General features: G+C 43.1%; 16 protein-coding genes. 1 reads left to right on the plus strand and 15 read right to left on the minus strand.

The window, feature by feature from the left end:
* The 8 genes from PCY12_RS09845 to budA all read right to left on the minus strand — a co-directional run.
* A partial coding sequence (locus tag PCY12_RS09845) for an IS630 transposase-related protein (RefSeq protein WP_301352747.1) occupies positions 1–206 on the minus strand: 206 nt, incomplete at its 3' end.
* A gap of 271 nt (positions 207–477) precedes the next feature.
* A complete protein-coding gene (locus tag PCY12_RS09850; RefSeq protein WP_261061923.1) occupies positions 478–1,548 on the minus strand; it encodes an ABC transporter substrate-binding protein in 1,071 nt (356 codons plus the stop codon).
* Entirely contained in the window at positions 1,545–2,318 is a 774-nt protein-coding gene (locus PCY12_RS09855) for an ABC transporter permease (protein WP_000712740.1), read from the minus strand. The genes PCY12_RS09850 and PCY12_RS09855 overlap by 4 nt, the downstream gene beginning before the upstream one ends.
* On the minus strand, positions 2,315–3,121 hold the full coding sequence (locus tag PCY12_RS09860) for an ABC transporter permease (protein ID WP_061816571.1): 807 nt from the start codon (positions 3,119–3,121) through the stop codon (positions 2,315–2,317). Before PCY12_RS09860 ends, PCY12_RS09855 begins: the two co-directional genes overlap by 4 nt.
* The gene (locus tag PCY12_RS09865; RefSeq protein WP_000742900.1) at positions 3,102–4,259 is read right to left on the minus strand and encodes an ABC transporter ATP-binding protein; all 1,158 of its coding nucleotides are present in this window, start codon (positions 4,257–4,259) and stop codon (positions 3,102–3,104) included. Before PCY12_RS09865 ends, PCY12_RS09860 begins: the two co-directional genes overlap by 20 nt.
* Positions 4,260–4,418: 159 nt before the next feature.
* The gene (murB, locus tag PCY12_RS09870; RefSeq protein ID WP_301352749.1) at positions 4,419–5,324 is read right to left on the minus strand and encodes a UDP-N-acetylmuramate dehydrogenase; all 906 of its coding nucleotides are present in this window, start codon (positions 5,322–5,324) and stop codon (positions 4,419–4,421) included.
* A gap of 112 nt (positions 5,325–5,436) precedes the next feature.
* Positions 5,437–6,189, minus strand: coding sequence for a YhfC family glutamic-type intramembrane protease (locus PCY12_RS09875; protein WP_261012550.1), 753 nt, complete (start codon positions 6,187–6,189; stop codon positions 5,437–5,439).
* Between the two features lie 9 nt (positions 6,190–6,198).
* The gene (gene budA / locus PCY12_RS09880; RefSeq protein WP_301352751.1) at positions 6,199–6,930 is read right to left on the minus strand and encodes an acetolactate decarboxylase; all 732 of its coding nucleotides are present in this window, start codon (positions 6,928–6,930) and stop codon (positions 6,199–6,201) included.
* A gap of 141 nt (positions 6,931–7,071) precedes the next feature.
* On the opposite strand from budA, the gene PCY12_RS09885 reads away from it, so the two are divergent.
* Positions 7,072–8,343, plus strand: a complete 1,272-nt coding sequence (locus PCY12_RS09885) for a PLP-dependent aminotransferase family protein (RefSeq protein ID WP_301352753.1) — start codon at positions 7,072–7,074, stop codon at positions 8,341–8,343.
* Between the two features lie 218 nt (positions 8,344–8,561).
* On the opposite strand, the gene PCY12_RS09890 is transcribed toward PCY12_RS09885, so the two are convergent.
* From PCY12_RS09890 to PCY12_RS09920, 7 genes are all read right to left on the minus strand, one after another.
* The gene (locus PCY12_RS09890) at positions 8,562–9,377 is read right to left on the minus strand and encodes an ABC transporter substrate-binding protein (protein WP_301352754.1); all 816 of its coding nucleotides are present in this window, start codon (positions 9,375–9,377) and stop codon (positions 8,562–8,564) included.
* A gap of 158 nt (positions 9,378–9,535) precedes the next feature.
* A complete protein-coding gene (gene phoU / locus PCY12_RS09895) occupies positions 9,536–10,189 on the minus strand; it encodes a phosphate signaling complex protein PhoU (RefSeq protein ID WP_000946458.1) in 654 nt (217 codons plus the stop codon).
* 11 nt (positions 10,190–10,200) lie between these two features.
* A complete protein-coding gene (pstB, locus tag PCY12_RS09900; protein ID WP_000133484.1) occupies positions 10,201–10,959 on the minus strand; it encodes a phosphate ABC transporter ATP-binding protein PstB in 759 nt (252 codons plus the stop codon).
* 12 nt (positions 10,960–10,971) lie between these two features.
* Complete coding sequence (gene pstB / locus PCY12_RS09905; protein WP_020900241.1) at positions 10,972–11,775, minus strand: phosphate ABC transporter ATP-binding protein PstB; 804 nt, start codon at positions 11,773–11,775, stop codon at positions 10,972–10,974.
* A 10-nt stretch (positions 11,776–11,785) separates the two neighbouring features.
* A complete protein-coding gene (pstA, locus tag PCY12_RS09910; protein ID WP_000543046.1) occupies positions 11,786–12,670 on the minus strand; it encodes a phosphate ABC transporter permease PstA in 885 nt (294 codons plus the stop codon).
* Positions 12,660–13,577: a phosphate ABC transporter permease subunit PstC gene (pstC, locus tag PCY12_RS09915; protein WP_001070903.1), complete on the minus strand. Its 918-nt coding sequence runs from the start codon at positions 13,575–13,577 to the stop codon at positions 12,660–12,662. Before pstC ends, pstA begins: the two co-directional genes overlap by 11 nt.
* On the minus strand, positions 13,577–14,252 hold a 676-nt coding region (locus PCY12_RS09920; RefSeq protein ID WP_301352756.1), incomplete at its 5' end, for a phosphate ABC transporter substrate-binding protein PstS family protein. The genes pstC and PCY12_RS09920, both read right to left, overlap by 1 nt.

Here is a 14,252-nt window from a genome sequence, read left to right on the forward strand (position 1 = left end):
AGATAGTTTTTAAGTCTATCTCTATCAACCTTTCTTGGTTTTGTTCCTTTTACTTGATGGTTTAGCTCTCCTGTTTTCTCTTTTAGCTTTAACCAGCCATAAATGGTATTACGTGAGATTTGGAAAACGTGTGATGCTTCTGCCATACTACCTGTTCGCTCACAATAGGCGAGAACTTTTTTACGAAAATCTATTGAATATACCATAAGAAGATTGCACCACATTATGTACTATTTTTGGTTCATTTTACTATACTCTTCGAAAATCAAATTCAAACTACGTCAGCGTCGCCTTACCGTATATATGTGACTGACTTATCTACAACCTCAAAACAGTGTTTTGAGCAGCCTACGGCTAGCTTCCTAGTTTGCTCTTTGATTTTCATTTAGTAAAAATAGAAAAAGATACAGTTATACAAATTGCCTTCTATTTAAAAAACGAACCAGCTTGACTGATTCGTTTTCTTACGTTTAACTCCTACTTCCGATACATTTTAAACTGTAGGAAGAGGTCGCTATATTTTCCTGTCCACTTATGGTCAAATTTCTCATAAACTTCTAGGTGTTTCATGGTTTCAGCATCTGGATAGAAGGCCTTGTCTTCTTTTTTCTCCTCTGGGAGCAGTTCCTTAGCTGGTAGGTTTGGTGTTGAATAGCCGACATACTCTGCATTTTTGAGGGCATTTTCGGGTTTCAACATAAAGTTGATAAAGGCATAGGCTGCATCTTGGTTTTTGACTGTTTTGGGAATGACCATATTGTCAAACCAAAGGTTGCTGGCCTCGGTCGGAACCACATAGCGTAGATTTTCATTTTTCTCCAGCATTTGGCTGGCTTCACCAGAGAAGGTCACGCCGATAGCAGCGTTATTCTGAATCATGTAACCCTTCATCTCGTCTGCCACAATAGCCTTGATATTTGGAGTCAGCTTATAGAGCTTGTCCACTGTCTCTTCCAACTGCTGGGGATCTTTGGAGTTGAGGCTGTAGCCGAGGGAATTGAGGCCTAGTCCCAGCACCTCACGCGCCCCATCAAAGAGCATGATAGAGTTCTTATACTCTGGCTTCCAGAGGTCATCCCAATGCTCAGGCACTTCATCGACCATAGTTTCATTGTAGACAATTCCCAGTGTTCCCCAGAAGTAAGGAATAGAGAATTTATTACCTGGATCAAAGGATTGGTTGAGAAACTCTGGTCCGATATTTTCGATTCCTTCAATTTTTGAATAATCAAGTGGCACCAAGAGGTCTTCGTCCTTCATCTTGTTAATCATGTATTCACTAGGAATGGCAATATCGTAGGTCGTTCCACCTTGTTTAATCTTGGTATACATGGCTTCGTTGGAATCAAAGGTCTCATACTGGACTTGAATTCCTGTTTCTTCTGTAAATTGCTCCAAGAGTTCTGGATCGATATAGTCACCCCAGTTGTAGATAACCAGTTTTTGACTATCTCGGCTATTGATTTTACTATCGAGATGCGTCGCAATTCCCCACAAAACCAGGATAATCGCTACAATTCCTGCTAAAAATGAATAGAGTTTTTTCATGCTTGCTCCTCCTTCTCGCGTGAGATAAAGTAATATCCAACCACTAGGATAATACTAAAGAGAAAGACAAGGGCAGACAGGGCATTGATTTCTAGCGAAATCCCTTTACGAGCACGAGAGTAAATCTCAACTGATAGAGTTGAAAAGCCATTTCCTGTCACAAAGAAGGTCACGGCAAAGTCATCTAGCGAATAGGTGAAGGCCATGAAATAACCTGCAATGATAGACGGAGTCAGGTAAGGAAGCATAATTTCCTTGAACATCTGAAATTGACTGGCTCCCAAGTCATAGGCCGCATGAATCATGTCACCGTTCATTTCCTTGAGTCGAGGCAAGACCATCAAGACCACGATAGGAATCGAGAAGGCCACGTGACTAGATAGAACGGTCAAAAAGCCAAGTGAAAACTTGAGTTGAGTAAAAAGAATCAAGAAGCTGGCACCAATCATAACATCAGGCGCAACCATGAGGATATTATTGAGTGATAGAAAGGCTTCTTGGTATTTCTTACGAGACTGGTAGATGTAAATAGCTCCAAAAGTCCCGATAATCGTCGCTATCAATGCTGACAGAAAGGCCAAGAAAAAGGTCTGAGTCACAATCAACATGAGGCGACCATCGCCAAACATGGTTTTAAAATGGCTCAAGCTAAAGCCTGTAAAGCTATTCATGTCATTGCCTGCATTAAAGGCATAGCCAATCAAGTAAAAGATCGGCAGGTAAAGGACAAGAAAGACCAGTCCCAGATAAAGGTTGGCAAATTTTTTCATCGTTCTCTCCTTTCCTTAGTCACCCACATGGTGATGAACATGGTCAGGATGAGAATCACACCGATGGTTGACCCCATACCGTAGTTGTCATTGGTTAGGAAATTCTGTTCAATAGCCGTTCCCAGCGTAATAACACGGTTCCCACCAATCAAACGGGTCAGCATGAAGAGACTCAAACTTGGGATAAAGACGGATTGAACCCCACTTCGCACGCCGTTCATAGACAGAGGGAAGATGACATGACGGAAGGTTTCCCACTTGGTCGCACCAAGGTCGTAGCTGGCATTGATGAGATTGTTATCCATATCGTCCAAGACATTGAAAATCGGCAAAATCATAAAGGGAAGCTCGATGTAGCTTGCGACAAAGATAAAGGAGAAATCGGTAAAGAGCAACTGTTGTGAGCCGATTCCGATAAATTCCAAGAATTGGTTAATAGAGCCATTCTGACCAAAAATTCCGATAAAGGCATAGGCTTTAAGGAGCAAATTGATCCAGGTTGGCAGGATAATCAGCATGAGCCAGAGTTGACGGTGCTTGAGACGGGTCAAAAAGAGGGCTGTTGGATAGCTGATAAGCAGTGTCACTAGAGTTACAATTCCTGCATAAAGCACTGAGTTGAAACTCATTTTGAGATAAGTCAAGTTTTGTGACGCAAAGTAAGATCTATAGTTTTCTAAACTGAACTGGCCTTCAATGTTGAAAAAGGATTGACCGAAAATCAAGACCAAGGGTGCCAATACAAAGAGGGCAATCCAGAGCATATAGGGTACTACAAAGAGTTTAGAGCTTGTTTTCTTCATCTCTTTCCTCCTCGATTGCATTGATTAGACCTGCTTCTTGCTCTTCAATTTCCACGTATTCTTCGATACGGGCATCGAACTCTTCCTCGGTTTCGTTGAGACGCATGATGTGGATGTCTTCTGGTTCAAAGTCCAGACCGATTTCCTCACCCACAATGGCCTTACGAGTCGAATGGATCATCCATTCATTTCCAAGTTCGTCATAGGCGATAATTTCATAGTGCACCCCACGGAAGAGCTGGGTATCCACCTTAACTTGGAGCTTGCCTTCTTCAGGAAGGGTAATCCGCAAGTCCTCTGGACGAATCACGACCTCAACAGGTTCATTCGGCTTCATCCCCCCATCAACCGCTTCAAAGCGTTTGCCGTTAAACTCAACCAAGTAGTCCTCAATCATGGTTCCTGGCAAGATGTTTGACTCCCCTATAAAGGTGGCAACAAAGTGGTTAATCGGCTCGTCGTAGATGTCCACAGGTGTTCCTGACTGGACAATCTCACCATCATTCATAACAAAAATCCAGTCACTCATGGCAAGGGCTTCTTCCTGATCGTGAGTGACAAAGACAAAGGTAATGCCCAATCGTTGTTGCAGTTCACGCAGTTCGTACTGCATGTCTGTTCGCAATTTCAAGTCCAGCGCAGATAAAGGCTCGTCCAACAAGACCACACGAGGTTGATTGATGATGGCACGGGCAATAGCCACACGCTGGCGTTGTCCTCCAGAAAGTTTACGGATAGAACGTTTTTCATAACCTTCCAACTGAACCATCTTGAGAACTTCTGCTACACGCTGCTCGATTTCTTTCTTGTCAATTTTACGCAAGCGGAGCGGAAAGGCAACATTTTCAAACACATTCATATGTGGAAACAAGGCATAGGATTGGAAGACTGTATGGACGTCTCGCTTGTTGGTTGGAATGTCATTGATACGGACACCATCCAGCAAAATATCTCCTGTCGTCGCATCCAGTAAACCTGCAATGATGTTAAGGATAGTTGATTTCCCTGAACCAGATGCGCCTAGAAGGGTGTAGAATTTCCCTTCTTCCAACTCAAAGTTGATGTCTTTGAGAACCTTGGTGTTGCTGTCTTCAAAAACTTTTGAGACGTTTTTGAATTCAATAATTGGTTTTTTCAATTGTCATTTATTCCTTCTTTTTCATAGATTAACAGATCAGGGCTCTGTCAGACCGCTACTACCTCGTGTAGGAGATTGAACTGCCTACATTCTTCTGCACTAACGATAGGCTTTCACCCCCTTTCCATGACATAGCAGCAGCTTTTCAACTACAGCTTCCTACTTGCTTTCACCCAAGATACGAACTTCTCTCTCAAGAGTAACGCCGGAGTGTTCCTTGACTTTTTCAATCACAGACTCAATCAAGTCTTCGTAGTCTTTAGCCGTTCCGTCAGCAACATTGATCATGAAACCAGCGTGTTTTTCTGAGACTTCTACTCCACCGATACGATAGCCTTTCAAGCCAGCCTCAGAAATTAACTGACCTGCAAAATGCCCGACTGGACGCTTAAAGACCGAACCACAAGATGGGTATTCCAAAGGTTGTTTGAGTTCACGTAGATGCGTCAAGCGGTCCATTTCTTGCTTGATGACCTGATGGGTTCCTGGAGCTAAAGCAAATTTAGCTGACAAGACAACTGCACCTGACTCTTGAATAGCTGAATGGCGGTAACCAAAAGCCAAGTCCTTGACAGACAGGGTCTCGATTTCTCCATCCTTGGTCAAGACCTTACAAGACTGCAAGATGTGAGCAATTTCGCCACCATAGGCACCCGCATTCATAAAGACAGCACCACCAACGCTTCCTGGAATGCCACAAGCAAACTCAAAGCCAGTCAAACTATGACGAAGGGCAATGCGAGTTGTTTCAATCAAGTTAGCACCAGCTTCAGCTTCAATGGTATAGCCATCAACGGAAACATTATTGAGCTTGTCACACAAGATGACAAATCCACGAATTCCACCATCACGAACGATGATGTTGCTAGCATTTCCAAGAACCATCCAAGGGATATCTTCTTGATTGGCAAATTTGACAATGCGAGCCAACTCAAAATGATTTCGTGGAAAGACCAGATAATCAGCCTCTCCACCTACTTTTGTATAACTATAGCTATGCAAGGGTTCCTTGAAACGGATATCAATCCCTTCTAAGATTTCAAGAATTTTTTCTTTTACTGACATGACACTCTTCCTTTTACAAAATTCATTCCATTATACCATTTTTAAGACTATTTGACGACCCTAAAAAAATCTTAGGCTTATTTTAAACAAAAAAAGAGGCTTCCCCCTTTTCTTATGATTTTTTACAAAAGATTGCCTTAGTTCCATAGGCAACTAGGATCAGTTCAACTAGTAGAATGACTTCAACTAAGACTGGACTTGTCAACCAACCTACTTGGACTAGAGATGGTGCCAGGTCAAAGAAGGCATGTAGGCCATAAGCTGCTAGGAGATAAGGCCATTTCTTCTGGCGAACAGCTTGGTAAACCCAAACCGTCAAGAGTAATTGGAAACCTAGGGCCAAGATTCGCTCAAAACCAAGCAAATAAATCTGCCAAACAGAAAGCGACTGGATAGTTTTCAACATATTTTCAGACAGCAATTGCATGACCTGTGGATTCTGCGTTTGAACTGCTGAGAGAACGATGTAGAGATTGAGCAAACTAGCAAGGCCTAGGAAAATCAATTCCAAGCCACCATGCCCCAGTCCATAGGCCAAGGCATCTGCCTTTTCCAAACTTCTCTTTTTCTCCAACCATTTGAAGAAAACAAGACGAGCAGTTTCCTCAAAAAATGCTGCCATGGCTAGGCCATAGATGATATAGACAAGCGGTTGTTCTTGCAAGAGGGCAATACTACCGTCTTTTTGAGGATGCAAAACTAAGATATGCACCAGTTTTTCCAAAATCTGTGAAGAGACAAAGAAGGCAACAGCCCCCAAACCCAAGACAGCTAGATTGATATGGTATTTCTTTCTGGCATACCAAATGCTTCCTATCAAGAAAGCCAGTAACAGCACCATGGTAATGATAATATGAATGGTCATTTTCTTCTCCTATTCCGCCTTTTCAATATCTTTTTTCATCTCGTCAACATTGAACTTAGCAAACAAGTATTGACGGTCTTGGACTGGAAAACGTTGGTCCAACTGGTCAACCGCTCCCACCTCGATAATGCCTTCCTTGATGACAAAGTCCATGACATGCCCACCAAAAGTCAAATCATCTGTGATGAAGTGCAGATGATAGCCTGCCACACTGACTCCATGGAAAATCTCTGGCGTCCAGAAACCAACGATGGTCCCCGCCACATTGTCACGACTATATTCCGGTTGATGGGTTGCGACCTCAGCAAACTTGGTATCTGGTGTTGACTTAGGAATCATGCGCACATGCATATGTGAAAATTCCCCCCGAATCTTGATAGAGCGGAAAAGATTTTCCCCGTCATAATAAGACTCGATTCGTTCTTCCAATTCCTTGTCTGTCATCTCAAACCGCTGGCGGAAAATAACTTCTGCCTGATGTGGTACTACTGCAGCGTAAGGAATAAGGGCATCTGGTGACACTTCTACAATTTCCGGTTGCTCTCCTGAGCCTTTGGCCTGATAAGCCTTGCCATCTAAGACAATCAATTCCCCATCAATAGAATCCAAGGTTCCCAAACCAAGGTCACCATGCTCTAGCAATTCTCCCACTGTCATGGTACCAACATAAAGGCCAGCCATCAAGGCTCCAAGGGTATTGTATTGAAATAATTTCACTGGTTCCTGCACGTTCTTATCCATTCACTTTCTTGTCTGTTATTCTATAAATGTTACTCCTAAGTATACCACATTTGCCCCTAGATGTGAACGAGAGAAACACTCTAGACATTGCCAAGAAGAAAAAAAAAGGGTACAATGTAACAAAATCAAGGGAGGTCTGGAATGAAGAAACAAAGCAAGTACCAAGAGGTCATATCTTATCTGAAAAATGGTATCGAGTCTGGACGCTTTCCGACGGGAAGTCGCCTGCCTTCTATCCGTCAACTGAGCCTTGACTTCCACTGTAGCAAGGATACTGTCCAACGAGCCCTGCTGGAATTACGGCACGAACAATACCTCTATGCTAAGCCCCAGAGTGGCTACTATGTCCTAGAACAAGGGCAACACCAGGACCTAGAAATCGAGGTTACGGACGAACATGCCAGTGCCTATGACGATTTCCGACTCTGTGTCAATGAAACCTTGATTGGCCGGGAAAACTACCTCTTCAACTACTATGACAACCAAGAAGGTTTAGAAGACCTAAGACAGTCCATTCACAAACTCCTCTTTGACCAAGCCCTCTACTGCAAGGCTGACCAACTGGTACTGACTTCTGGCACCCAACAAGCCTTGTTTATCCTCTCTCAAATTTCCTTCCCTAGCCAAGCCAAGGAAATCTTGGTGGAACAACCAACCTACCATCGGATGAATCGCCTCTTGATTGCACAGGGTCTGGACTATCAAACGATTGAACGAGGCATTGATGGAATTGACTTGGAGGAATTGGAAGGCCATTTCAAAACAGGAAAAATTAAATTTTTCTACACAATTCCTCGCTTTCACTATCCTCTGGGGCACTCCTATTCTGAGCAGGACAAACGGGCTATTCTTGACTTAGCTGCCAAGTATGGTGTCTATATCGTAGAGGACGACTATCTGGGGGATTTGGACTCTAAAAAGGGTCAGACCTTCCACTATCTGGATACAGAGGAGCGGGTCATTTACATCAAGTCCTTCTCAACCAGCCTCTTTCCAGCCCTGAGGATTACGGCACTCATTCTGCCAAATGCTATCAAAGATGCCTTTGTGGCCTACAAAAATATCCTAGACTACGACAGCAATCTCATCATGCAGAAGGCCCTTTCACTCTATATTGACAGTCAATTGTTTGAGAAAAACCGTCTAGCTCGCTTGTCAAATCAGGAAGCTTACCAAAAACAAATCGAGGAAAGACTAGCTAACACTCCTTGTCCCCTTCCTCATTATCCCCTACACGATGGTTTATTACTAGACCTGAGACAGTATCCTAAGATCGCCAGTCTCAAGCACAGCCAACTGGGCTTGGATTTCTTTGAAGAGGCATACTTGGGTGCCTGCCCTTATCAATTTGCCAAGGTGTCCTTAGAAAATCTGGAAAAGGTTTTAAACTATTTAAAAGCAGAATTGGACTGACTTCCAACTCTGCTTTTTTCTTATACTCTTCGAAAATCTCTTCAAACCACATCAACGTCGCCTTACCGTAGATATGGTTACTGACTTCGTCAGTTCTATCCACAACCTCAAAACAGTGTTTTGAGCTGAACTTCGTCAGTCTTATCTACAACCTCAAAGCAGTGCTTTGAGCAACCTGCGGCTAGCTTTCTAGTTTGCTCTTTGATTTTCATTGAGTATTATTCTTCAACTTCTGTTAGGCTTGCTGCTTTTTCAAGATAGCTTTGGTAGGTGCCTTCATCCTTGAGTTTTTGGATAACCTTGTCCACCACTTCTTTCAAATCAGCATTATTTTTTCTAAGGGCAACTGCATTGGCTTCGCCGTCCTTCATCTTCAAGCTGACAGTTGCGACAGCTAGGTCTGCATTTTTAGCAGCATAACTAAGGGCAACAGGCTCATCCATATGAACAGCATCTACTTTTCCAGCCTGCAATTCATTGACTGCTTCCCCCATATTGATTAGGGAAGTTAATTGAGCTTTTGGCAATTGCTCCTTGACCATTGATTCTGGAACAGTCCCTTTTTGGGCTGCAATATTAGCACTTTCCAGGCTAGTCAAATCCTTGTATTTTTCTACATCAGCCTTACGAACCAAGAAACTAATCTTGTTTTCATAGTAAGGGATTGAAAAGTCAAAGACTTCTTTTCTCTCGTCAGTAGCGCTAATTCCCGCAACTGCTAGGTCAGCCTTACCAGTTTGTAGACTGGTTAAAACATTGTCAAAACTCATGCTTGAGATTTCCAACTTCACCCCAAGTTCATCAGCGATAGCTTGGGCCATATCAATATCCGCACCGACTACCTGATTTTTCCCGTCAACTAAAGACTGGAATTCAAAGGGTGCATAGTCAGGACTGGTCGCCACAACTAATTTCCCCTTTTGCTTAATGGCTTCAACAGCTGACTGAGAACCATTAGAACCTGACTGGCAAGCTACTAAGAAGAAACTTGCAAGAAAACTACATAAAACAAATATCCATTTTTTTGATTTCATAAATAAACAACCTCTCTGTTGATTTTGTATAATTATAACGCTATTCAAGCTACTTGTCAAGCACTTTTTCGAATTTTTATCTTAAAAATATTTTTTTCATTCAAGAAAAGGAGCTATCTGTTGATTTTAAGCTCCTTTTTATACAGAATGAACCTATTTTATAGTTCGACAATCTTACCTGTTTCAAAGTAAACAACCCATTCACAGATATTCTTGGCATAGTCTCCAATGCGTTCCAAGAAGGCAATCACTTGGAAATAATCACGACCTGTAACAATGGCATCAGGATTTTTCTTGATTTCTTCTGTAGCCAAGTCACGAATGCTATCAAAGTAATGGTTGATTTTTTCGTCCATTGCTGCTACTTCATAGGCCTGATCTACTGAACCATTGAGATAGAGTTCAAGGGCTGCTTCGACGAAGTTCTTGACATCGCGACCCATTCTCTTGATTTCTTCTTCAACAGCTGGGATGCGTTGCTCCCCCTTCATACGAATTGCCGCCTTGGCAATAGAAACGGCATGGTCCCCCATACGTTCCAAGTCAGATACAGCCTTCAAGACCGTCAAAACAGTACGCAAGTCCTGAGAAACCGGTTGTTGGAGGGCAATCATTTCAAATGATTTCTTCTCCAATTTCACTTCGTATTCGTTTACTTCTGCATCGTCTTCGATGACTTCCTTGGCCAAATCACGGTCATGCGTAACAAAGGCACGCACTGTCCGATTGATTTGGGATAGCACTTCTTGTCCCATAGCATAGAACTGGTTGTGCAATTTCTCCAAATCTTCTTCAAATTGAGAACGTAACATCATTTATCTCCTTATCCAAATTTTCCTGAAATATAATCTTCTGTTTCCTTGTGTTGTGGGTTTAGGAACATCTTCTTGGTATCGTTAAACTCAATCAAATCTCCATCTAGGAAAAATCCTGTCTTGTCAGAGATACGAGAGGCTTGTTGCATGGAACGCGTAACCAAGAGCATGGTGTATTTATCTTTTAGACCATACAAGGTTTCCTCAATCTTACCAGCAGAGATAGGGTCCAAGGCTGAAGTCGGTTCATCCAAGAGAATGATTTTAGGACTGGTTGCCAAGACACGGGCAACACAAACACGTTGTTGTTGTCCACCTGAAAGCCCGATAGCTGAATCATGCAGGCGATCCTTGACCTCGTCCCAGATAGAAGCTCGTTGTAGGGCTTTTTCTACCGCTTCATCCAGAACCTGCTTATCCTTCACTCCATTGATACGAAGCCCGTAAACAACATTTTCGTAGATGGACATAGGGAAGGGGTTTGGTTGTTGGAAAACCATACCAATTTCCTTACGCAATTCAACTGTATCTGTACGCGGGCTGTAAATGTTGTGGCCGTTGTAAACCACCGAACCTGTTGTGGTTACCTCTGGATTGAGATCCCCCATACGGTTGATAGCCTTGAGGAGGGTTGATTTCCCTGATCCAGATGGACCGATCAAAGCTGTAATTTCCTTAGGTTGGAAAGATAGGGAAACACTATTCAAGGCCTTTTTTTGATTGTAGTAAACGGACAGGTCTGATACCTGTAAAATCGCTTCTGTCATACTGTTTCCTTTCTATCCAAAGTGTCCTGTTACATAGTCATTGGTTGACTGTAGTTTAGCATTTTGGAAAATATTAGAGGTCTTATCGTACTCAATCAAGTCACCCAAGTAGAAAAATCCTGTGTAGTCACTAGCACGCGCAGCCTGCTGCATACTGTGGGTCACGATGATGATAGTAAAGTCCTTCTTCAATTCCAACATGGTTTCTTCCAGCTGGGCTGTCGCAATCGGATCCAAGGCTGACGCCGGCTCATCCATCAAGAGGATATCTGGTTTAACAGAGATAGCACGAGCGATACAGAGACGTTGCTGCTGACCACCTGATAGGGTCAAGGCTGATTTGTGTAAATCGTCTTTGACCTGGTCCCAAAGGGCAGCTTGACGGAGAGAAGTTTCTACAATTTCATCCAAGACTTGCTTGTCCTTAACACCTGCACGTTCATGGGCAAAAGTGATATTGCGGTAGATAGACTTGGCAAAGGGATTTGGGCGTTGGAAGACCATTCCAATGTGCTTACGCATTTCATAAACGTTGATTTCTGGACGGTTGACATCAATCCCTTGGTAGAGGATTTGACCTGTGACCTTGGCAATATCAATGGTATCATTCATGCGATTGAGACTGCGGAGGTAGGTTGATTTTCCTGAACCAGAAGGGCCAATTAAGGCTGTAATTTTATTTTTTTCAAATTGCATATCGATGCCCTTGATGGATTCTTTTTTACCGTAGTAAACATGTAAATCCTTAGTAGAGAGGGCCACTTTCTCTTCTGGAAAGGTGATGATATGCTTTTCATCCCAATTATATTTTGACATGGCTTCTCCTTTAGGCAGCGGTTAATTTCTTATGTAGGTAGCTTCCGAGTTTGCGGGCTCCAAAGTTAAAGATGAGGATAAAGATCAGAAGCACGGCGGCAGAACCTGCTGATACGATGGTTCCATCTGGAATGGTTCCTTCACTATTGACTTTCCAGATGTGGACAGCCAAGGTTTCTGCTTGACGGAAGATAGAGATTGGGCTGGTTACACTGAGAATATTCCAGTTAGACCAGTCAAGGGCTGGAGCGGATTGTCCTGCTGTGTAAATCAAAGCAGCAGCCTCACCAAAGATACGACCAGAGGCCAAGACAACCCCCGTTACAATCCCTGGAAGGGCTTCTGGAATGACCACATGGACTACAGTCTCCCAACGAGAAATTCCAAGGGCTAAGCCGGCCTCACGCTGCGTATGGTGAACATGTTTCAAGCTGTCCTCAACATTTCGAGTCATCTGAGGAAGATTAAAGACCGTCAAGGCCAAGGCACCTGAAATGATTGAAAATCCATACTCAAACTGAACTACAAAGATCAAATAACCAAAGAGACCTACAACCACTGATGGCAATGAAGACAAGATTTCAATACAGGTTCTGACAAAGTTGGTCACAGGACCTTTTTTAGCATATTCAGCTAGGAAAATCCCAGCTCCCATAGATAAAGGAACAGAGATAATCAAGGTAATGACCAGAAGAAAGAAGGAATTATAGAGCTGAATTCCAATCCCTCCACCTGCTTGGTAAGAAGATGATTTGCCAGTCAAGAAAGACCAAGAGATGTGGGGCAAACCACGAACCAAGATATAAAGAATCAAGGATGCCAAGATGGCAACAATAATTCCTGCAATTGAGTAGAGGACAGCTGTTGCAATTTTATCTAATTTCTTAGCGTGCATAGTTTTTCTTTCCTCTTTCTTTCGTAATCAATTTAATCACACTGTTGAAGGCCAAACTCATCAAAAGCAAGACTAAGGCCAGTGACCAAAGTACGTTATTATCAACTGTTCCCATAACGGTATTTCCGATACCCATGGTCAAAACAGAGGTCAAGGTCGCAGCAGGTGTTGTCAATGAAGTTGGGACAACGGCTGAGTTTCCGACCACCATCTGAATGGCCAAGGCCTCACCAAAGGCACGCGCCATCCCAAAGACTACTGCTGTAAAAATCCCTGAACGCGCCGCCTTCAAGGTCACGCGCCAGATGGTTTGCCAGCGAGTGGCCCCCATAGCCAAACTAGCTTCGCGGTAGTGACGAGGCACCGCACGCAAGCTATCCGTTGTCATAAAGGTTACCGTCGGTAAAATCATGACAAAGAGAACGAAAATCCCTGACAAGATTCCAAAACCAGTTCCACCAAAGACACTACGGACAAAGGGAACTACGACCTGCAAACCAATAAATCCATACACAACTGAAGGAATCCCTACTAGCAATTCAATAGCTGGTTGCAAGATTCTAGCACCTTTTGGTGAGACTTCAGTCATAAAGACTGCCGCACCAATGGCAAAAGGAGTTGCGATAAGAGCCGATAGGATTGTGACAATAAAGGAACCCAAAATCATGGGAAGGGCACCAAATTGTTTACCTGAAGGATTCCAAGTTTGGCCAAAGAGGAAATCAAAGATATTAACCCCATTGACAAAGAAGGTCGACAAACCTTTTTGGGCTACGAAGATCAAAATCATAGCCACAATGATGACAATCAAAGACAGACAGGCAAAGGTCAAGCCTTTTCCAAGTTTCTCTAAACGAGAGTTCTTTGAGGGAGAAAGCAATTTTTTAGCTAATTCTTCTTGATTCATTAGTGACTCCCTTCTAGTGCTGTCACCGTTCCTACAGCATCTTTTTCAACCTTCATTTCCTTGACAGAAATATAGCCCATTCCCTTAACGATTCCGCTTTGCGCTTCATCTGAGAGAACAAAGTTAAGAAATTCTGCCACCAATTCATTTGGTTGACCTAGGGTGTACATGTGTTCATAAGACCACAAAGGCCAGTTATTGCTTGTAACATTTTCTGCAATCGGCTCATAGCCATTCAACTTCATACGTTTAACTGAGTCATCCACATAGGCAAAGGCTAGGTAAGAAATGGCTCCTGGTGTCTGGGAAACAATGTTTTTGACCATCCCATTTGAATCCTGTTCTTGACTCTGCACGGCAGATTGGCCATCCATAACAACACTATCAAAGGTTGCACGCGAACCAGAACTTGCCGCGCGGTTGATAATGGAAATGGCTAGGTCTTTCCCACCGACTTCTTTCCAGTTGGTCACTTGACCTGTGAAGATGCTACGGAGTTGTTCAGTTGTCAGATTTTCAACGTCAACTTCCTTATTTACAATCACTGCCAAGCCCGCTACAGCAACCTTGTGGTCTACTAGAGCGGATGCGTTGATACCGTCTTTTTCCTCGGCAAATACGTCTGAATTTCCTACATCAACGGCTCCAGATTGAACCTGAGACAGACCTGTACCA

The sequence above is a fragment of the Streptococcus sp. SPS1 genome, from assembly GCF_030439915.1.
Lineage (GTDB): Bacteria > Bacillota > Bacilli > Lactobacillales > Streptococcaceae > Streptococcus.